This window comes from Streptomyces sp. NPDC023541 (assembly GCF_055559995.1).
The window spans coordinates 640,270-660,928 of record NZ_JBVHJO010000001.1; the positions used below are offsets into that span (position 1 = coordinate 640,270).

General features: G+C 71.3%; 15 protein-coding genes and 1 pseudogene. 9 read left to right on the top strand and 7 right to left on the bottom strand.

Going from position 1 to position 20,659, the window contains the following annotated elements; translation table 11 throughout:
* Positions 1-63: 63 nt before the first annotated feature.
* Positions 64-3,198, top strand: coding sequence for a S8 family peptidase (locus tag ACZ3X1_RS03065; RefSeq protein WP_467275952.1), 3,135 nt, complete (start codon positions 64-66; stop codon positions 3,196-3,198).
* A gap of 137 nt (positions 3,199-3,335) precedes the next feature.
* The gene (locus ACZ3X1_RS03070; protein WP_356811493.1) at positions 3,336-4,328 is read left to right on the top strand and encodes a helix-turn-helix transcriptional regulator; all 993 of its coding nucleotides are present in this window, start codon (positions 3,336-3,338) and stop codon (positions 4,326-4,328) included.
* On the opposite strand, the gene ACZ3X1_RS03075 is transcribed toward ACZ3X1_RS03070, so the two are convergent.
* Entirely contained in the window at positions 4,292-4,765 is a 474-nt protein-coding gene (locus tag ACZ3X1_RS03075) for an ATP-binding protein (protein ID WP_467275955.1), read from the bottom strand. The genes ACZ3X1_RS03070 and ACZ3X1_RS03075 overlap by 37 nt on opposite strands.
* Before the next feature lie 299 nt (positions 4,766-5,064).
* Here ACZ3X1_RS03075 and ACZ3X1_RS03080 point away from each other — a divergent pair, with 299 nt between their 5' ends.
* Together ACZ3X1_RS03080 and ACZ3X1_RS03085 are read left to right on the top strand one after the other, a co-directional pair.
* A complete protein-coding gene (locus tag ACZ3X1_RS03080) occupies positions 5,065-5,664 on the top strand; it encodes a TetR/AcrR family transcriptional regulator (RefSeq protein ID WP_467275957.1) in 600 nt (199 codons plus the stop codon).
* A gap of 199 nt (positions 5,665-5,863) precedes the next feature.
* Positions 5,864-8,287, top strand: coding sequence for a phospholipase D-like domain-containing protein (locus ACZ3X1_RS03085; protein WP_356810912.1), 2,424 nt, complete (start codon positions 5,864-5,866; stop codon positions 8,285-8,287).
* Between the two features lie 114 nt (positions 8,288-8,401).
* Here ACZ3X1_RS03085 and ACZ3X1_RS03090 read toward each other — a convergent pair whose 3' ends face one another.
* Positions 8,402-8,674, bottom strand: a complete 273-nt coding sequence (locus tag ACZ3X1_RS03090) for a hypothetical protein (RefSeq protein ID WP_356811008.1) — start codon at positions 8,672-8,674, stop codon at positions 8,402-8,404.
* 255 nt (positions 8,675-8,929) lie between these two features.
* Here ACZ3X1_RS03090 and ACZ3X1_RS03095 point away from each other — a divergent pair, with 255 nt between their 5' ends.
* Positions 8,930-9,871, top strand: coding sequence for a 5'-nucleotidase (locus ACZ3X1_RS03095; protein ID WP_356810913.1), 942 nt, complete (start codon positions 8,930-8,932; stop codon positions 9,869-9,871).
* A 186-nt stretch (positions 9,872-10,057) separates the two neighbouring features.
* Here the strand turns inward: ACZ3X1_RS03095 and ACZ3X1_RS03100 are convergent.
* Positions 10,058-10,490: pseudogene (locus ACZ3X1_RS03100) on the bottom strand (SDR family NAD(P)-dependent oxidoreductase); the annotation flags it as partial.
* Positions 10,491-10,547: 57 nt separating this feature from the next.
* On the opposite strand from ACZ3X1_RS03100, the gene ACZ3X1_RS03105 reads away from it, so the two are divergent.
* Both ACZ3X1_RS03105 and ACZ3X1_RS03110 read left to right on the top strand, forming a co-directional pair.
* A complete protein-coding gene (locus ACZ3X1_RS03105) occupies positions 10,548-11,120 on the top strand; it encodes a DM13 domain-containing protein (protein ID WP_467276300.1) in 573 nt (190 codons plus the stop codon).
* 368 nt (positions 11,121-11,488) lie between these two features.
* On the top strand, positions 11,489-11,977 hold the full coding sequence (locus tag ACZ3X1_RS03110) for a peptidoglycan recognition protein family protein (protein WP_356810914.1): 489 nt from the start codon (positions 11,489-11,491) through the stop codon (positions 11,975-11,977).
* A gap of 34 nt (positions 11,978-12,011) precedes the next feature.
* Here ACZ3X1_RS03110 and ACZ3X1_RS03115 read toward each other — a convergent pair whose 3' ends face one another.
* The 3 genes from ACZ3X1_RS03115 to ACZ3X1_RS03125 all read right to left on the bottom strand — a co-directional run bounded on the left by ACZ3X1_RS03115 (position 12,012) and on the right by ACZ3X1_RS03125 (position 15,907).
* Positions 12,012-13,289, bottom strand: a complete 1,278-nt coding sequence (locus ACZ3X1_RS03115; protein ID WP_356810915.1) for an acyltransferase family protein — start codon at positions 13,287-13,289, stop codon at positions 12,012-12,014.
* Positions 13,286-15,379, bottom strand: coding sequence for a bifunctional polysaccharide deacetylase/glycosyltransferase family 2 protein (locus tag ACZ3X1_RS03120; RefSeq protein WP_467276302.1), 2,094 nt, complete (start codon positions 15,377-15,379; stop codon positions 13,286-13,288). The genes ACZ3X1_RS03115 and ACZ3X1_RS03120 overlap by 4 nt, the downstream gene beginning before the upstream one ends.
* Positions 15,380-15,472: 93 nt before the next feature.
* Positions 15,473-15,907: a hypothetical protein gene (locus ACZ3X1_RS03125; protein WP_467275962.1), complete on the bottom strand. Its 435-nt coding sequence runs from the start codon at positions 15,905-15,907 to the stop codon at positions 15,473-15,475.
* Between the two features lie 430 nt (positions 15,908-16,337).
* On the opposite strand from ACZ3X1_RS03125, the gene ACZ3X1_RS03130 reads away from it, so the two are divergent.
* Positions 16,338-17,276, top strand: coding sequence for a glycoside hydrolase family 16 protein (locus tag ACZ3X1_RS03130; RefSeq protein ID WP_356810917.1), 939 nt, complete (start codon positions 16,338-16,340; stop codon positions 17,274-17,276).
* A 387-nt stretch (positions 17,277-17,663) separates the two neighbouring features.
* Positions 17,664-18,392: a DUF1775 domain-containing protein gene (locus ACZ3X1_RS03135; protein WP_467275965.1), complete on the top strand. Its 729-nt coding sequence runs from the start codon at positions 17,664-17,666 to the stop codon at positions 18,390-18,392.
* A gap of 84 nt (positions 18,393-18,476) precedes the next feature.
* Here the strand turns inward: ACZ3X1_RS03135 and ACZ3X1_RS03140 are convergent, their stop codons facing one another.
* Positions 18,477-20,438, bottom strand: coding sequence for a copper resistance CopC/CopD family protein (locus tag ACZ3X1_RS03140; protein WP_467275967.1), 1,962 nt, complete (start codon positions 20,436-20,438; stop codon positions 18,477-18,479).
* Positions 20,439-20,659: the final 221 nt, after the last annotated feature.

Consider the following 20,659-nt stretch of genomic DNA (forward strand, 5'->3'; position numbering starts at 1 on the left):
GCGCAGGCCCGTACCTTCTGGGCCGACGTCGCCCCGCAGGGCAGCGCCACGTTGGGCGCGGGTGTGGCGAAGCTGTGGCTCGACGGGCGCGTGAAGGCCGCCCTGAAGGAGAGCGTTCCGCTGATCGGCGCGCCCGAGGCCTGGGCGGCCGGCTACACCGGCAAGGGCGTCAAGGTCGCCGTGCTCGACACCGGCATAGACGTCAACCACCCGGATCTGGCAGGCCTGATCGACGGTACGGCCAGCTTCGTACCGGGTGAGGCCGTCACCGACGTGAACGGGCACGGAACCCATGTGGCCGGCACGATCGTGGGCTCCGGCGCCGCCTCCGGCGGTGCCCACAAGGGTGTGGCGCCGGGCGCCGACCTCATGGTCGGCAAGGTGCTCGGCGGCGCGGAGGGCTCCGGCCAGGACTCCTGGGTCATGGCCGGCATGCAGTGGGCCGCCGAGTCCGGTGCGGACGTCGTCAACATGAGCCTCGGCGACTCCTACCCGACGGACGGGAGCGACCCGATGTCGCTGGCGGTCGACGCGCTGACAGCGCAGTACGGCACCCTGTTCGTCATCGCCGCGGGCAACGCGGGTCCGGAAACCATCTCCTCCCCCGGCGCGGCCTCCTCGGCGCTGACCGTGGCCGCCACGGACAAGCAGGACCGGCTCGCGTCCTTCTCCAGCACCGGACCGCTGGCCTACTCCGGCGGCATGAAGCCGGACATCGCGGCGCCCGGAGTGGACATCACCGCGGCCCGCTCGCAGGAGATGAGCGGCGGCGGCGAAGGCCCTTACCGCACCCTCAGCGGCACGTCGATGGCCACCCCGCACGTGGCCGGTGCGGCGGCCGTCCTGGCGCAGCAGCACCCCGACTGGACCGGCGCCCGGCTCAAGGAACACCTGATGAGCACCGCGAAGGGGCTGGACGAGCAGTACTCCCCGTACGAGGTCGGCGCCGGCCGGCTCGACGTGGCCGCCGCCGTGCGCACCGCCGTCCACGGCACCGGGTCGCTCTTCTTCGGCAACTACACATGGCCGCACGAGCCGAGCGACGTCGCCGTCACCAAGGACCTGACCTTCACCAACTCCGGGTCCACCGCTGTCAGCCTGAACCTCGCGCAGGCCGACGCCGGTGGGCCGTTCAGGCTGGGAGCCACCACGGTGAGCGTCCCCGCGGGCGGCACCGCCGTCGTCCCGGTGACCGGTGATCCGCGGGCCGCCGCGGCCGGCCGGCACGTCGGCTACGTGACGGGCACCGACGCGGCCACCGGGAAGCCGGTGACCCGTACCTCGGTGGCGCTGCTCAAGGAGGAGGAGCGCTACGACCTGAACATCAGGCTGGTCGGCCGGGACGGCAAGCCCGCCGCAGGCTGGGTCACGGTCAACCAGGCCGGCGACTCCTGGCCGTGGAACCTCTACGTCGACGGCTCGACCACCATGCGCATGGCCTCCGGCCGGTACACCGTGACGTCGTACCTCGACGTGGCCGGCGAGAAGGCGGACCGCTCGGGTCTGGCCGTGATGGTCGACCCGGAGACCGTGCTCAAGGACCGCTCCGCGGACGTGGTGCTGGACGCCCGCAAGGCGCGCCTGCTGGAGACCGAGGCACCTGAGCGCACCGAGGACCGTCAGAGCAAGGTCGACTTCAACGTCCACCACACGGGCTTCGACCCCTTCTTCGACCACCGCAGCACCTACGTTCTGCCGCCGACGTACGACGACGTCTACGTCACGCCGACCGAGCCGATGGAGCAGGGCGAGTTCACGCTGACCACCCGCTGGCGCAAGGGCGAGCCGCGGCTCGCCCTGAGCGCGATGGGCGATCGGCTGCGCTTCGACGCGCTGGTGCAGGCGGGCAGCGCCCTGGGCACGGCCACGGACCGGGTGAGCGCGGCCTACGCGGGCACCGGTGCGGCCGCCGAATACGCCGAGGTCCGCGCGAAGGGCAGGGTCGTCGTCGTCGAGCGCAGCGACGAGGTCACGCCGCAGGAGCGCACCGAGGCCGCGACAGCGGCAGGTGCGAAGGCGCTGATCGTGGTCAACGACGGCGTCGGCGGGCTGATGGAGTACGTGGGTGAGTCGGCCATCCCGGTCGCCACCGTGCACCGCGAGGCGGGCACGTCCCTCATCGCCACGGCCAAGGCGGGAATCTTCCAACTGACCCTCAAGCAGACCGCGTACACGCCGTTCGTCTACGACCTGACCCGGAACTACTCCGGCCACGTGCCTGACCGGGCGCTGGTCTACAAGCCGACGAAGGCCGAGCTCGCCCGGATCGACGCCCGCTACCACTCGGCCACGGACGGCGGGGTGGCGGAAGGCTACCGTTCCGACTTCACCCTCAGCCCGTCCTTCAATCTCCCCGAGCGAGAGTGGCACCCGGGCACCCGCACCGAATGGGTGACTCCCGGCCAGGTCTGGCGGGAGTTCCACGCGCAGGGCGTCGAGGGCATGCCGTGGGTGATGGTCTCGGGTGACAACACGTACGCCAAGGGCAGCACCACCCGCCTGGACTGGTTCGCTCCGGCGACCCGGCCCGGTCAGGGGGAGTCCTTCGGGGTGTACAACTCCCGCTGGGGCGACCACATGACCTGGAACGTGCAGGCATGGGCCTCCGCCAGCGACAACATGCGGCTGGGCGGCTTCCTGCCGTGGGGTGAGACACCGACCCGTCTGCGGGTCTTCCAGGGCGACAAACTGATCCACGACAATCCGAACGGCACGGACATGCAGTGGATCGAGGTGCCGGCGGGCAGGCTGCCCTACCGCGCCGTCCTCGACGCCGAGCGGCCCGGCGAGGTCTTCCGGCTGTCGACGCGCACCCACACCGAGTGGACGTTCATGTCCGACACCGTCGACTCGGAGTTCTTCGAGCGGTTCTCGGTGCTGAACCTGAACTACAGGATGGAAACGGATCTGCACGGCGACGTCCCGGCCGGAACGACCCGGCAGATCGCGCTCAAGCCCGTGTCGATGGACCTCGCCGCCGTGCCGGGCACCGTCACCTCGGTGAAGCTGGACGTCTCTTACGACGACGGCGCCACCTGGCAGAAGGTGACGCTGCAGAAGGGCGCCGACGGCTACTGGACGGGATCGCTCAAGACGGCGAAGAAGCCGGGCGGCTTCCTCTCGGTCCGCGCGGCCGCCGAGACGGACAGCGGCTTCAGCGTCAAGAACGAGATCATCCGGGCGTACGGCCTGCGATGAGCCCCACCGGCGGGTCCCGGGGAGGCGACTCCCCGGGACCCTTCCCCTCGTACCAGCTCCCAGCAGGGACTATTCAGGGTCTGCCGCCATGGCGGATACTCTCCCCGCTGCGGGAAGCGGAAGAGAGTCGGTCGCCGATGCTGGATGTTCTGGGTCTCGAACCCCACGACGAGCGCGTCTACCGCGCGCTCCTGGGACAGCCGCATTCCGCCGCGGCGCTGCTCTGCGACCTGCTCGTCGTACCGCGCTCCGACGTGGACAGGGCCCTGTCCCGTCTGGTCGAGTGGGGACTCGTGACGAGGTCGGCGGACGAGCGGTTCACCGCGGCGCCGCCGGCCATGGCGCTCGGCGCTCTCATCAGCCAGCACCGGGACGGCCTGCGCAGGGCCGAGCAGGCGCTGGTGGCCTTCGCCGAGGAACACCGTGCGGCGATGACCGGGAGCAGCATCAGCGATCTGATCGAGGTCGTCACCGGCGTCGACGCCATCCGTCATCGCTTCCTACAGGTCCAGCAGGCGGCGCGCAGCCAGGTCCGCACCTTCATCACCGCACCCTTCGTCGCCGTGCCGCCCGACGAGAACACGGCCGAACCCGTGGCCATCGGCCGGGGCGTGCGGTTCCGGGTGGTCCTGGACCGGGCCGTGCTGGCCGAGCCGGGCATCGTCGCCGACGCGATCGACTCGCTGCACAACGGCGTGCAACTGCGGGTCGCCGACCACGTGCCGATGAAACTCGTACTGGCCGACGCCGACCTCGGCCTCGTCCCGCTCGCGGTCACACCGGACGGGGAGCCCGGCGCCGTGCTGCTGCACCGCAGCGGCCTGTTGGACGCCCTGGACGCGCTCTTCGAGACGGTATGGCACGGCGCCCACCCGCTCGAACTGTCCGGCACCGGCGGCGGAACCGAATCCGCTGTCGAGCGCGCGGAGGAAGGCCCGACCGACCTGGACCGCAGGATCCTCGCCCTGCTCCTGGCCGGCTTGACCGACCAGACGGCCGCGGCACAACTCGGCCTGTCGCCGCGTACGTTGCACCGACGCCTGCGCCATCTCATGGACCTGGCCGGAGTACGCACCCGGATGCAGCTCGGCGGTCACGCCGTCCGGCACGGATGGGTGGAAGCGCACTGAAGGTGCCGCGCGCGCGTCCGCGCGGACGCCCGGGCGCGCCCGGGGTCGGGGCGGGGGCGGGGGTGGGGGTCACGGTCGGGGTTGGGGTCGGGGATGACCAGTTCGAACCACGTCGTCTTGCCGGTCCTCGTGCGGTCGCTGCCCCAGTCCTGGGCCAGGGCGTCGACGAGCTCCATGCCGCGTCCGCTTTCGGCGTCGGGGCCGGGGGTGCCGGGGACGGGGCCGGCCGGACTCGCGTCCTCCACCTCGCAGCGCAAGAGGGCGCCGCGTACGCGCAGGTTGACCCGTACAGGTCCGTGGGCATGGCGCAGGGAATTCGTGATCAGTTCGCTGACCAGGAGTCGGGAGGTGTCGGTGACCTCGTGGAGGCCCCAGGACGACAGCTGGGCCGTGAGGGCGCGCCGTGCGCGACCCACCGAGGACGGTTCGCGAGCCACGGCCCAGGAGGTGTCCCTCGCGCCGATGCAGACGCCAGGTGTCCGGTGGGGGGCGAGAGCCCGCGCCCACAGTGCCGTCTGCCGTGCGGTCCAGGAGGTGCGCGGGTGAGGGTCCACGTACTGCCCACCGTGCGCTGCGTGAAGGCCGGCGTCCCGGGCGGCCATGCTGATCACTCCAATCACTCGCCCTGATCTGTAGCAGTCGCTACACCTTAAATATACACGTAATGATTGCTACAGTAAATATGTCTCATATAAGAACATTCCGGGCACAGGGTTGCGAGGGTGGGGTGACCAGCATGGGACGGGCGGCTGACCTGGGGAAACGGGCCGATCTGCTGCGCCGGGTCAGGGAGTACGTGGTCCGCAACGGACTGGCGGACCTGTCCCTGCGCCCGCTCGCCAGGGCACTGGGCACCAGCGACCGCATGCTCCTCTACTACTTCGGCACCAAGGACCGACTGGTCGCCGAAGCCCTCGCACAGGACGAGGGGCGGCCGCTGATGCTCCTGCGGCAGGCGCTCGACGTCGCAGGAGCCCCCACGGACGCCGCAGGAATGCGGCGTGTGCTGGAGGAGCTGTGGGGCCGGTTCACGGCCCCCGGACGCCGGGACATCCTGCCCGTGACCTTCGAGGTGATGACGGCCAGCGTCATCAACCCCGGCCGGTACGGACCGGTCATGCGTAACACGCTCGGCGAATGGAGGCGCCGGCTGACCTCCGCGTTCGCCGGCCTCGGCTTGCCGGTCGAGAGGGCGGCCGCCGAGGCGGTGCTCGTGGTCGATGCCACGTTGGGACTGCTCCACGCGCCGCTCGCCGACGGCGACTGGGACCGGGCGACGGCGGCCTTCCACATGCTGCTCGACCGCCTGGAGCCCGGATGGCGGGCCGCCGGGTAACACGGCCGTCCGGCCCGGGCCGCCCCGGTCTTCCCTTGCGCTCGCCGCCCCGTGGAGGCGAGCCGCGCGCGCCGCGACCCCGTGGTCCACGCGGCCGCGGCATGGGCTAGAGTGCGCCATTCCGTTTTTTGCAGCACCACTGAGGAACAGCATGCACCCAGGAATACGCCGCGCCTTTGCGGTAGTTGCCCCTGCCGCAGTGGCTCTCTCACTGCTGGCCCCCTCAGCCGCCCGAGCGGAGACCGTTCCGTCCGGACCCTACGCGTCGGTCTTCAACTACCCGACCGTGAACGGCACGTACGACTTCTCCATCTCCAGCGACCTGAACCGGCTGATCGACCTCGCCGACTCCGGCACGCTCTACATGAGCATGTTCCTGCTCAACAACTCCACGGGAATCCAGGACAGGTTGCTCGCCGCACAGGCGCGCGGCGTCACACTGAAGATCGCCGTCGAGCAGGCCGCCAGCGGTTCGCTCGACGCCTTCGCCGCGAACCTCACGGGCGGCAGCTCCCTCACTCTGTGCCGGAACAGCTGCCTCGGCAACGGCGCCGGCGACGAAGCCGCCATCTCGCACAACAAGTACGTCGTGTTCGATTCGCTGAGCAACGGGGCCAAGAACGTCGTCTGGCAGTCCTCCCAGAACATGGCGGGCGGCCAGGACGGCGAGATCAACAACGCCGTCACCGTGACGGGGAACGCGACGCTGGCCACGCGCTACCGGGCAGCCTTCAACCGGCAGGTGCAGCACGCCGCGGACTCGCTGCACACGACGTACGACCACACGTACGACGACCCGACGGCCCCGGTGGAGGCGATCTTCTTCCCGCGCGACACCGCCTCGGACGCGGCCCACTACGGCAACGCCGACATCCTCGCCTCCTTCATCGACCAGGTGGTCTGCACGCCCGGCAGCGCGGGCCGCATCCGCATCGCGGCTGCCGAACTCGACCAGAGGTCGACCCGGCCCGCCGTCTACGAGGCGCTGGAGCGCAAGCGCAGGGCCGGATGCGCGGTGGACGCCGTCGTACGCGACTACAGCAGCGGTGGCGGCAACAAGGGCGTCAACGAACTCACGGCGCTGGACGTCAACGCGTACGGGCTGCGCGCCGGCGGCTGCCGCTACAAGGTCGGCGGGTACTCGTGCAATCGCGCCACCGTGCACTCGAAGTACCTGTTGACCGAGTGGAAGGACGCGGCCGGCAAGCAGGTCCGCCACGTCTACACCGGTTCGCACAACTGGACCGCGGGGGCGCTCAAGAAGAACGACGAGACCCTCCTGCGGATCGACGACCCGGGTGTCTACCAGGCCTTCGTCGACAACTTCGACAAGGTCCGCACGGCCGCGGTCGACATCGACGCCGCCAAGTACGGCAGTTCCCCCGAGCACTACTCGCGGGTGAACGTGGCGGCGGCCGGCGACCAGCACTACAGCGCGATGGCGTCGAGCGGTTCGGGAACGACCGCGTACACGGCTGTCGTCTACGAGAGCGGCGACCGGCACGACGCGGCGGACACCGAGCTCGGTACGGACGTGTACATCCGCATGTACAGGGACGGCGTCCCCCTCTGGGACGAGAAGAAGCTGAGCACCAGCGGCACCAATGCCACCTGGTCCAACCAGAAGCCCGACGTGGGCATCGACGACGACGGCAACGCGGTCGTCGTGTGGGCGGCCGACCCGGACGGCAACAAGTACGCGGACATCGCCGTACGCAAGGTCACCCCGGACGGTACGGTCACCAGCCTGCCCCGTCCGCACGCCTCGGGCGACGGTGACCAGCTCCGCCCGACCGTCGCCGTGAGCGGCACCGGCGCGTATGCGGTCGCGTGGGAGGACACCGCCGACGGGTCCACGCTCAACCAGGTCCTCGCGAGCAGCTGGGACGGCGCAGGGACCCTGCGCTACCAGGACGTCAAGGTCAGCACCATCACCGCGGGTGCGGCCGGCTCCAACCGCCGCCCCGACGCCGCGATGGACGCGTCCGGCAACACGGCGATCGTCTGGGAGGAGGACGCCGACGGCAACGGCGGCATCAACATCGGCCTGGCCAAGCTGAACACGACGGGCGGGTTCGCCGTGACCCGCCGGGTCGCCAACACCCTCACCGACGGACAGCAGTCCAAGCCCGCGGTGGCCCAGACCCCCGACGGCCGGATGGTCCTCGCCTGGGGCGACGAGTACACCAACGGCGCCGGGACGGTCGTGCGGCCCGAGCGGATCCAGCACCGCTTCTTCTCCGCAACCGGTGTACCGGCGGGCGTCGAGACACGGACGGTTTCCGAGAGCGGGACGGCGAGCGCACCGGTCGACCCCAACCGCCCGGTGGGTGCGCAGTCCGAGCCGGACGTGGCCGCCGCTGCCGACGGCTCGTTCGTCGTGGCGTGGCGGGAGGCGTTCGTGGACGGCTTCGGCGACGTGTGGGCCGCCGGCTTCAACGCCGACGGCACGACGGCCGGGCGTCTGCCGGTGACCCGGATGAACGTGGTGACCGGAGGCCACCAGTCCGGCGCGGCGGTGGCGCTGGCCCCCACCGGCCGCCTCTCGCTGACGTACTCGGACGACTACGACCAGAACGGCTTCAACGAGATGCGCCTGCGGGACGGCTTCCTCAACAAGTAGCCGCACCGAAGCCGCGGCGCCGGCCTCCAGGCCCTGCAACTCCCGCTGGAGGCCGGCGCCGTGCCCGGAGCACCGGGCCGATTCCTTCCGGCGAGGTGCTCCGAAGGAAACGGCCTAGTTGGGGGCCACCCGGCAGGCGGCGACCGCGGTGCCGTTCGTGACGCCGCTCCCGGTCAAGCCGACCACGCACTGTTCGTGGTCGCCGGTGAGACCGACGTAGCAGGCCATCCGGACCGGGTCCGGGGCCTCCCCGCCCTGGATCTCGCGCTCGACCTGGTCGATACAGGCCGTCACGTCGGCATGGGCGGCGGGGGCGGTCACAGCCGTGCCGCCGAGGGCGAGGGCCGCTCCGGCGAGGACACTGGCGATACGGGTCGATGTGCGCAAGGGGATGCACCTGCTCTCGGTGTGCGGTCGCCCGACCGGACGGCGAAGAGCCCGACGCGGCGTCCTGGCCCTGCTTGCCGTTCCGGTCGCCATGACCACCGTACGACCGCCGGCGCCCGTCCACGAGCGGGCGGCCCGCCGGGGCACGGGGACGGGCACGGGTACGGGCCCGGGGCGGGGACGGGCATGTATTTTCGGCATGTACGAACGGGTGATGATCATCCCGATGTCGCACACGTGCCAGCAGGGGGCGCCATGAAGTACGACCTGTCCGACCGCCTGGTGATCGGGATCGCCTCCAGCGCCCTGTTCGACCTGGCCGACTGCGACGCGGTGTTCCGGGAACAGGGCGAGGACGCGTACCGGGCCCATCAGGAGGCCCATGCGGACGACGTCCTGGCCAAGGGCGTGGCCTTCCCCTTCGTCCGGCGCCTGCTGTCGCTGAACGACCTCGCGGACCCGTCCGATCCGCTGGTCGAGGTCATCATCCTCTCGCGCAACGACCCGGACAGCGGTCTGCGTGTCATGCGCTCGATCGCCGCGCACGGTCTGCCCATCAGCCGGGCCGTATTCCGGCAGGGCCGGTCGGCACACCGGTTCATGCGCGCTCTGAACATGTCCTTGTTCCTGTCGGCCGACGGCTCCGACGTCCGTCAGGCGGTGGCGGAGGGCCTGCCCGCGGGGCACGTGCTGCAGACGGCCCGGGTCGACGACGAGGATGACCAGGAGCTCCGTATCGCCTTCGACTTCGACGGCGTGCTGGCGGGCGACTCCTCCGAGCGGATCTTCCAGGACGTCGGCATCGACGGCTTCCGCGCGCACGAGGTCCTCAACGCGACCACCCCGCACGACCCGGGCCCCTTGAGCGAGTTCCTCGCGGGCATCAACCGCATCCAGCGCCGCGAGGAGGAGAAGCGTCGTGAGGACCCCGGGTACCAACTGCGGCTGCGGGTGTCCCTGGTCACTGCCCGGGACGCGCCCGCGCACGAACGTGCCGTGCGGAGCCTCAAGCGGTGGGGGCTGCGGGTCAACGACGCGTTCTTCCTCGGCGGCATCGACAAGGCGGCCGTGATGAGCGTCCTCGATCCGCACATCTTCTTCGACGACCAGGTCTCGCACCTGAACGGCACCGCCCCCGCCACCCCCAGCGTCCACGTGCCGTTCGGAGTCGTCAACACGCCCGCGGAGCCCGGCTGATCCGCGGAGCCAGGGGGTACATCGGGGGGCGGCCTCGGGGCGCACCCGCCGACCGGGCTCGGCCGTCGTCTGCTCCCGCTCATGCCCGGAAGCACCTCCGGGCCTCCCGTGCGGCGGGGTGCGCGTGCAGGGCGGTGAGGTGCCGGCGGTGAGCGCTTCCGTCGGTGTGGGAGGTGAGGACCACGGCGAGCGGACGCCGCGTTCCAGGAGGCGCAGGCCGTCGGCGAGGGGGGTCTCCCAGCTCTTCTTGCCGAAGACGGAGCCGGCCAGGAGGTGCTCGCCGCCCCACACGTCGGTGACGAGTACGTCGAGCCGCCCGTGTTCCCGGTCGATCCGCCGGGGGCGAGGGCGCGTACCTGGTCCTCGTCGAGGTGGCCGGTGGGCACCGCTATGCCGGCGCCGCCGGCCGCGGTGACGAACTCGCCGGTCTCCTCGATGGTTCCGGTCGTCCGGCCGACCTCGCAGGCGCGGTCCGGGTGGCGCGGCCGGTGACGTAGACGGTCGCACCGGCCCGGCCGAGTTCGACGGCCTGCGCGCGGCCGGCCCCGCGGGTCGCTCCGGCCACGAGCGCGATCCGGCAGACGAGCGGGTGGTCGGGGCCGGCGTTCTGGACTTGAATGGCGGTGAACGGGCCGTTGAGCGGACCGGTGACGAAGTGGGGCAGGCAGTGGTGGATATGAAGCGGCGCGGTCGGGTGTGGGCCGGAGCGCTGGTCGCGGTGACGGTGGTGCTGGGCGTCGGCTCGTACTGGTTCCAGCCGTGGAAGCTGTGGCGGGACGAGACCGTCAGCGAGGCACTGCCGACCGCGGCCGCGCCACAGCGCCCCACCGGCTCGTCCGACTCCTCGGGCTCGTCCGGCTCCTCGGGCTCCTCCGGCTCGGCCGGCCCCTCGGGCCCGCAGACCCTCGCCCAGGGCACCCTGCTCAGCCACGAGCACGCCACCACGGGCACGGCGAAACTGATCCGACTGGCCGACGGGTCCCACACCCTCCGCCTGGAAGGCCTCGACACCAGCAACGGCCCGGACCTGCGCGTCTGGCTGACCGACGCCCCGGTGAAGGAGGGCGTCGCCGGCTGGCGCGTCTTCGACGACGGCAAGTACGTGAGCCTGGGCAAGCTCAAGGGCAACAAGGGCGACCAGAACTACGAGATCCCGGCCGCCGTGAACCTGGCCGAGTACAGCAGCGTCACCATCTGGTGCGACCGCTTCGACGTCTCCTTCGGCGCGGCGGCCCTGACCTCGGCGTGACCTCGGGCGGGCCCGCGCCCGCTCGGCCGTCACGAAACGGTCATCATCCGGTCCCATTCCGACACTAATGGTCGGGAAGCATTCCGCTGGAGAACGCCAGTCCAGCAAGGGACCCCTCCGATGCTCCGTTCCCGACGAGCCGTAGCCAGGGCGCCGCTCGCGTGACCCACCGCAAACCGAAGCCACGGCTCGTGTCGCGCCGCACCGCAATGCTCTGCACCAGCAGCGGACTTGTGGCCACCGCCTTCGGCGTCGTGCTCGACCCCGGCGGCGGGGGCCCCGGGCCCGTCAGAACCGGGACGCAGGACGCGGGCGGGGCAGCGCCACCGCCTGCCGAGGCGGCTCCCGAACCAGGGAGGCAGGCGTGGATGCCGGACGCCACCCGCAAGCCCCTGTCCGTGAACTTCACTCCCGGCGGGCTCCGGGAGATGCGGGGTCTGATCCTGCACGTGCAGGAGGGCGAGAACTCGCTCCACGACCACTTCAGCGACCCTGCGGTGCAGTCCTCCGCCCACTTCTGGGTCTCGCAGTCCGGCGAGATCGAACAGTACGTCTCCGCGCACGACCGGGCCTGGGCGCAGGGCACCGGCAACCCGTCGTGGCTCTCGGTGGAGACCTCGGGGTTCGCGAGCCGGCCGCTCACCGCGCAGCAGGTGGACTCCGTCGCCCGCATCTACGCCTGGGGCATGGCCCAGCACGGCTGGCCGCTCGCCCCCGCCTCCACACCGCAGGGCCGGGGGCTGGGCATCCACCGCATGGGCGGCCGGGACTGGGGCGGCCACTCCTGCCCGGGCCCCCTCCGCTCCGCCCAGGCGGGAGAGATCCTCAGCACGGTCCGCACGAGGTACCCCCGGTAGGCGGCCCCACCGGATCGGCCCGGTGCGGCCCGGGTCAGTCGGCGGCTCGGCGGCGGCCCCGGCGGCGGGGGTACGGGAAGAGGCGCGGCCGGCGTTTGGCGGCCAGGTCCTCGACCCAGCCGAAGGTCAGCACCAGCAGCCCGAGCAGCGGGATCGCCACCAGCAGCGTGAACCACTGGCTGGCCAGCAGCCACTTGAAGTTCGCGTAGACGAAGGGGACGCTCCAGAGCGGGTCGATCAGCGGGACGGCGGCCACCAGGGCGACCTGGTGCCAGAGGTAGACGCTGACGGCGCGTGCGTTGAGCAGGCCGACCAGGCCGTTCCAGCGTTCCAGCGGCCTGGGCCACCGATCCCAGGACGGGCTGACGTGGAGCAGGATGGCGACGAAACCGAAGGACCACAGGGCCTGGGCGATCGGCCAGGCCTCGATGTCGGTCACCACGGTCGGATCGACCGGACGGGTCTGCAGGTACCAGAAGCCGGCCACCATGATCAGCGGCGCGACGGACGGCAGCACGTACTGCGGGATCTTCCTGAGCAGGCCCTCCTGGTGGGCCATGCCGAGGATCCAGCAGGCGCCGAAGGTGGCGAAGTCGTTGGCGTTCTCCCAGACCCGGCTGTAGACGAACTCCTGGTCCACGAAGAACGTGTTCATGACGATGACCATCGCCAGCGGAGCGGACAGCGTCACCACCGGAAAGCGTCGCAGTGCCCGGAGCAGCAGCGGCGAGAGCAGGACGTACCAGAGGTAGGCACGGAGGTACCAGAGCGGGACGATGATCTGCGTGGCCCAGCTCGGTTCCACGTACTGGAAGCCGGTCAGCTCCTCCGCGTACGGCGGGGTGCTCAGCGGCAGGATCCAGAAAGCCAGCTTGGACCACCACCAGGTGGGGTGGCCCTCGGATTGGGGGCCCCAGCCGTCGAGGATCTGCAGGGCGATCAGGACGGCGCCGAACAGCCACATCGGCGGCAGCAGGCGGCGGAGTCGGCCGCGTATCACGCCGAGGGCGGGACGGCTGAGCGAGCGGGCCATCAGGGAGCCGGCCAAGGCGAACATCACGCCCATCGACGGGAAGACGAGCGGCAGCCAGAACCAGCCGAAGTTGTGGTAGAGCAGCACGCGGCCCAGCGCCAGCGCGCGCAGCAGGTCGAAATAGCGGTCCCGGCCGCCCCTGCGTTCGGCCGACGACTGCGCCTGAGGCTCCGGTGCGGGCATCGGCTCCGGCTCCCGCGCCGGCTCGGCCCGCAGTGCTGCCGGGATCCTCAACTGCATGGTGTCCCGGGAGCGGCCGAGGTCGAAGGATGCGGTCACGGTGAGGCCTCCACCGGTACGGCGACCTCGCCGGTGCGCCGGAGCTTCTGCCAGCGCAGTCGGCCACCGGTCATCGCCGTGATCGCGGACTGCAGCAGGACGATGTACATCAGCTGCCGGTAGACCAGTTGCTGGATCGGCAGGCTGATCAGGTGCCAGGGCTTCTCGCGGTCGAGCCGGAAGGCGTACCAGGACAGCGCGGCTTGGAGCAGGATGAAGCCGCCCCAGCTGGTGAGGGTGATCGGGGCGTCCCCGAACAGCACGCCGTACAGCAGGAACAGGTCGACCAGCGGCGCCAGCAGCGGCGCGACCACGCCGAACAGCACGATGAGCGGCAGCCCCACACGGCCGAAGCGCCCGGCCGGGCCGCGGGCGGTCACCGCGCCGCGGTGCTTCCACATCGCCTGCATGCTGCCGTAGCTCCAGCGGTACCGCTGGGACCAGAGCTGCTGCAGGCTGGCGGGCGCCTCGGTCCAGGCGCGGGCGTGCTCGGCGTAGACGATCCGCCAGCCGTCGCAGAGCACGGCGATGGTGATGTCGGTGTCCTCGGCCAGGGTGTCGTCGCTCATCCCGCCGACCCTCCGCAGGGCCTCCTTGCGGAACGCGCCGACGGCGCCGGGGATGGTCGCGATGACGCCCAGCATGTCGTACATCCGGCGGTCCAGGTTGTGGCCGAGGACGTACTCGATGTGCTGCCAGGCACCGATCAGGCTCTCGCGGTTGCCGACCTTGGCGTTGCCCGCGACCGCGCCGATCGCCGGATCGCCGAAGGGCTGGACCAGCTCGCGAACGGTGGACGGCTCGAAGACGGTGTCCCCGTCCATCATCACGATGACGTCGTACGAGGCGGCCGCGATGCCGGTGTTGAGCGCGCTGGACTTGCCGCCGTTGGCCTGGCGGATCAACCGGACGAACGGCAGGTCCAGCTCCTCGACGATGTCAGCGGTGCCGTCCGAGGAGCCGTCGTCGATGACGATCACCTCGATGGGATGGTCACTGGCGGCCAGGGAGTGGAGGGTGTTGGCTATGCACTCGCGTTCGTTGTAGGCCGGGACGAGCACGGTGACCGGCTCGGTGACCGGCGGTCCCCAGGCGTCCCGCCGTTTGGAGCGGCGGGCGTGGACCGGCGCGAGGACGAGCATCAGCCCGAACCGGCCGAAGTTGAGGAAGCCGACGAGGGCCAGCAGCCCGACCAGCACCGGCAGGGTGTGCACGGCGAACTGGGTGGCCCATACGAATCCCTTGCCCGCCCACAGCTGGTATCCGTGCACCGGCACGGTCGCGCTGGAGGCGCCGAGAGCCTCGGAGATGGTGGTGAAGCGGTAGCCCTGGGCCTTCAGCTTGTCGATGATCTGCCCGAGCGCGGTGATGGTCTGGGTGCGGTCACCCCCCGCGTCGTGCATCAGGATCAGCGCGCCCGCGCCGGGCTTGGACGGCATCGCCGCCTTGACGATCTGCTCGACTCCGGGACGCTTCCAGTCCTCGGTGTCGCGGTCGATGAACGCGGTGAGGTAGCCGCGCGCACCCACGTACTTGATCACCGGGTAGTTCCAGTCGTCCAGCGCCGAGGCGTCGGAGGAGTACGGCGGGCGGAACACTGCGCTGTGGACGCCCGCGACGCCGGCCAGCGCCAGCTGTGTCTGCGCCAGCTCCCAGCCGATCCGGGCGCGGGACTGGTACGCCATGTCGGAGTGGGTGAAGGTGTGCACGCCGAGTTCGTGTCCGCCCGCGACGATCTGCCGGATCAGCTCCGGGTGGCGCGTGGTCATGGCGCCGGTGACGAAGAAGTCCGCACGGACGTCACGGGCCGCCAGCAGCTCCAGGATCTTCGGAGTCCACTCCGGCGAGGGACCGTCGTCAAAGCTCAGAACCGCGGTGCGGTCGGGGATGTGGTAGCTCACGGGGTGCTCGTTCTTGGCGCCGCGCGCGTCGATGACCGGGCCGCCCTTGAGCAGGTTGGCCGGCACGGTCGTCTTGTCGACCGAGATCGCGATGCGGGAGTCGTGGAACGCCTCGTTGGTGGCGAGGCCGCGGAGCACGAGCAGGGCGAGCAGGCATGCCAGCAGGGACAGCGGCATGAAGAAGCGCAGCGGTGGCGCGGCCAGTCGGCGCGGCCTGAGCAAAGACTGCCGGCGGCGCTGGTGGCGGGACAATGACGCTCCTGGAGATGGTGGTGCCGGTGATCAGGGTTGCTTGGCCGGCCGGCCCGAAGGCTTCGCCCCGCGCTGCGCGGTGGTCGCGGGTTTCGGCGGGGTGGCGGCCGCCTTCGACGGGGCGGCCGCGGGCTTCGACGGGTTCGCCGTGGTCTTGGCGGTCGGGGTCGCCTTCGCCCCGGGAGCAGCGGACCCCGCAACCGCCCGAGGTGAGGACGACGAGGTCGACGGGGACGACCCGGTCGGCGACGGCGACGGCACGGGTGAGCGCGAGGGCTGCACGGGTATGCCCATCGCGGGGGCGTCCGCCTGCACACCGATCAGGCTGCTTGCCATGGCGACCGCCAGGATCGCGCCGACCACGGAGACCGGCCAGCCGAAACCCCTCAGCAGACGGCCACGCAGACCCGACTGGTCGACGAACACCGGTGCGGGGGCGGGTTCCTCGAAGGCCGACTCGGACATTCCAGGATGTGTCTGGTGTTCCGATCCGCGCTGGACGGACGTCATGGCTGGGCGCACCGTGCGAGGCCTTTCATTGCAGGGTACGTAGACCGCGGGATCGCAGGGCGAACGCTAGTGCACCGGCCCGAAGCGACTTGGGCCCGATGTCGGCATATGAGCCGATCCATCCGAGGGCCGTGATCAGATCGAAACGGAATTCGCTGTACCGGTTAGTAGGCACGCACCCCCGCCGCCGGTACCGATGGCGCGCGTACGGACCGCCCAGGACAGCCCCCGCTGCCATCCGGGCGGTCACGCGGACGGTCCACACGGGCGGTCACCCGCACGGCCGATGAGCACCTTAGGATGACGCCCTCATCGGTTCGGCCGGTGACGATCACCCATGCAGAGGGCGTGTCCAGGTACCGCCTCTACGCCCCAAGGAGCCCGTGTGAGCCAGCCCCGCCGCACCCCTCGTCGCCGCGTGTGGGCGGCGCTCACGCTGCCCGCCCTCTTGTGCGTACTCGCCGCGTGTTCCGGTGGCCCCGGCGACGACGCCGCCGCGCCCGCCCCCAGCACCTCGCCGACCCCGTCCGGTCCGCCGGGCACCCTGTTCGACACCTTCCAGTACAGCGGCCCCGACGACCCGTCGCTCGCCGCCCACGGCTGGGAGGTGCGTACCGGCGGAGGCGGCCCCGGGATCAAGGACACCTGGTCCACGGCCGGCGCCGGCTTCCCCGCCGACACGACCGCCCAGGGCGGCAGGGTGATGCAACTGCAGTCCTCCACGGACGGCACCAAGCAGGGCACCAAGCAGGTGGAGGTACAGGGCACCGGCAAGAACCTCTTCACGGGGACCTTCGCCGCCCGCGTCCACTTCAGCGGCAAGCCCACGAGCGGCCGCAACGGCGACCACGTCGTCCAGACCTTCTTCCCGATCTCCCCTTCGGACGACTCGGCGAACTACAGCGAGCTCGACTTCGAGTACCTGCCGAACGGCGGCTGGGGCACGGCTGGTCCTCGACTCGACACCGTCAGCTGGCACAAGGCCGACCCGCCGGACCGGGTCAGCCACACGCTCAAGCAGCGCACCGAGGGCTGGCACGTCCTGATGGTCACCGCGATGAACGGAAAGGTCACCTACTCCCTCGACGGCAAGGAGCTGTTCACCAGCTCCGGCAAGTACGTCCCGCGCGAGAAGATGGACATCCACTTCAGCAACTGGTTCATCGACACCCCCGCCCCCGGCGGTCCGCGCACATGGGACATGAAGGTCAACTGGGTCTACTACAAGGCGGACGAGGCCGTTTCCCAGGCGGACGTCCAGAAGACGGTGGACGGCTTCTACGCCGCGGGCACCACCTACGTCAACACCGTGCCGAAGGCCTGAGAGCAGCCGGCCGAGGCACCCCGACACCGCGTTCACGCACGGCCGTCCGCCGCCCGGGGCGCGCGCAGAGCCGGGGCCCGGCTCGTCGCCCTCACGAACTACGCGCGCTCGCCGCTGAGCGAGTCCAGCGACTGCACGCTGGTCGCGGGCGCCAGGACCCGGTGGCCGGACTCGAAACCGTCGCCGGCGGGGTGAGCCTGGTTCCCGGCCGGAAAAACTGCTCCTCCCTTGACAGTCGGGAAGCATGCGGAGCGGGGCCGGGCGATGATGAGCCGGACATGAACGACGCCCGTGCAGGGATGCGCTCGTGTCCGCGGCCTCGGGAGACCAGGTGTCCCGGCGGCGAACGGCGGCCATCCGCTCCACGTACCGAGGGGTTCTTTCGCCATGCGCACCTCGCACGATCACCTCCCGTTCCGCCGCCTCGGCCTCGCCGCCGTCGGCTCGGCGGTGCTCCTGGGCATCGCGGTCGGACCGGCAGCCGCCCATGCCGAGGTCTCCGCCTCCGACCCGCGCGCCCTGGCCGAGAACGTCACCCTGTCCTTCACCTCCGAGGCGGAATCGGACACCGCGGGCATCACCGAGCTGCGCGTCGTCCTCCCCCAGGGCATCACCCCGGACGCCGTGACCCTCAAGGAGGCCCCCCAGGACTGGAAGCTGACCGCCACCCCCGACGGCTACAGCCTCGGCGGTGCGGCGCTGGCGACCGGCACCGACGCCGAGTACAGCATCACGGTGCGCCAACTGCCCGACGCGAGGTCCCTGGCGTTCAAGACCTTGGAGACGTACGGCGACGGCAAGGTCTCCCGGTGGATCGAAGTACCGGCGGACGGCCGGAAGGTCGACAACCCTGCCCCGCTCCTGACGTTGCAACCCGCTGCGCCCGGCGCGAAGCCGATCGCCGCGAGCCCGTCTCCCCCACCGGATCCGAGCGCTCCGACCGCCCAACCGTCGTCCCCGGCTCCGTCGGCGTCGACCGCGTCCCCGGACGCGGAGGCGGCGAGTGCAGCGGATCCGGGGAGCGGCAACGGCGTCATCGTGGCCGTGGTCGCAGCCTTCGTCGTGCTCGGCGGCGCGGGCGCCGTCCGGTGGACGCGCCGCAGCCGGCAGACCTGAACCGAACGGGCGGGGCGGGTGTACGGGATGCCCCGTGCACCCGCCCCGGCCCTCTCCCACGGGCAGCACCGGTCCGCCGGTGGGCTACGCCGCCGGTCGCCTCGGCAACGGTGCGATGTGGACGCTCCCGCGCACGGTCACCTGGTCGATCTCGCTCGTACGCACCGTGATGTCGAGGGTCCACTCACCGGGCATGGGCAGCTGGAGGTCGTAGACGGCCCAGAACCCCTTCTGATTCTTGAGTCTGGCGTCGATCGGGCCGATTCCCAGAGACTCCTGAGTCAGGGTCAGGCGGAGTTCGGGAACGGTGGCGAGACCACCGTCCGCGCTGAACACGACGGCCTCGACCGTGTTCTCCCCGACGCGTCCCGGGGCCAGGGTGATCTGTACGGAGCCCTGGTGGCCGGCCTTTCCCATGTCGAAGGGCACTGTGGCCACCTTGGCCTGCGGCTCCTGCGCAGCCGCTGCCGCGGCCGCCGCGCTCTCGCCCGCGGCACGGCTGGGCTGGGTGCCGGTGAGCAGGGTGGATGCCGCAAGGACCACGACGCCGAGTGCCGCCTCGACGGCGACTGTCCGGCGCAGTCCGCGCTGGTGTACGCGCTGTTGTGCGTGCTGTTCCACGTGCTGTTGTACATCTGCCTCGGGCGGCGGCGGCCCGGCTGCGCCGCGCAGCTCTCCCCCACCGGGCACATCCGGCGCGCCGCCCGCGTCCGTGGCTGCGGGCACGGCCGGTGCACCGACCGTCGCCTTCACCCGCTCGGGCTGGGGCACCGTCCGGGCCTCGGCGGCCGGGGCGGCCTGATGGAGGAGGCGGGCGGTCCAGCGGCGTGAGAACGACGCCACCCACAGGAGGACGACCACGACGGCGACCTTCACGAGGAGGGTCTTCCCGTACGACGTGCTGGTCAGCGCTTCCCAGGAGCCGACCTGCCGCCAGGACTGGTACACCCCGGTGCCGACCAGCACGGCGACGGCGGCGGAGGCCATCGTGGAGAAGCGGCTGACCGCGCCCGCCGGGAGCGTGCGTCCTTCGGAGCCGTGGCTCCGAAGGACGGTCACAAGGGTGACCAGGCCACCCAGCCAGGCCCCCATGGCCACCAGGTGCAGCACCGCGACGGGAACGGCGAGCGGCACCTGGATGCCGGCAGAGGCGTGCTCGGCGGCTGCCCAGGTGAACGCCAAACCCAGGGCGAGCGCCACTCCGGCCCGGCGGACACCCCTGCCGAGGTCCTGCGGCTCGGCTCCGGCGTCCCGGCCGCGAAGCCGTACGGCGCACCGCTTGAGCAACACAGCGGCAGCGGCCAGCAGCACGAGGCGGACCACGAGCGCCGCCCCGGGCCGTCCGCCGACGGTTCGACCGAGCTGGGACAGGTCGAACACCGAGGCCAGGCGGCCGCCCGTCTCGTAGGCGCCGCGCAGCGACAGGAGCGCCACGGTGGACACCGCCAACACCGCCCATCCTGCTGCCAGTAGCCGTCGCACCGGCCGGGCCCCAGCGGCGCCGGGCAGGCACACGACGACGAACGCGGCGGCGCCGACGAGGAGCGCGAGCCCGCCGTAGGCGAGGTAGCGGAAGAACGCGTAGAGACGGCCGACCACCGAGTCGTCCAACGAACCGTCCGGCACCACGGCTGCGGTCTCGGACGGCTTGCCGATGGAGAAGACGAATGCGCCGGAGATGGGGTGGCCATCGGCGGATACCACCCGCCAGGCCACCGTGTACGTGCCCTGGGGCAGCGCGTCCGACAGCTGCACCCGCGCGGTGTTGCCCCTGCCGTCCACGTACTGCGCCGGGGCGGGGTTCACCCGCTGGTTCTCCGGCGACAGCACTCTCACCGACTCCTCGGAGAACGTCACCGACTCGGTGAAGGTGAGCGTGACCTGCCGCGGTGCCTCCTTCAGGACGCTGCTGTCGGCGGGGTCCGAGCCGGTGAGGCCCGCGTGCGCGAAGGCCGAGCCCGCCCCTGCGACGAGCAGGGCGCATACGGCGGCGAGCAGCGCCAGTACGGTCAGCGAAGTCCGGGCGGGACGCGGTACTGGGCGCATGGGCAGGCAGCCTCCGAGGTTGCGTCAGCGGCGAGCGCCGGGCGGTGCGCGCACGGAGATGTGGACGATAGCGGCGCCGGCTCGCCCCGGGCGTTTGTTGAGCAACTTCCGCTAAAGTCCGCGCGCGGTGATCCGCGCCGGCCCGGTTCGCAGATGGGTGACGGGTCGAGGGCAGCCGGCGCCTGGGCGATGTCGACGGCATTCACGACCGACCCCGTGTC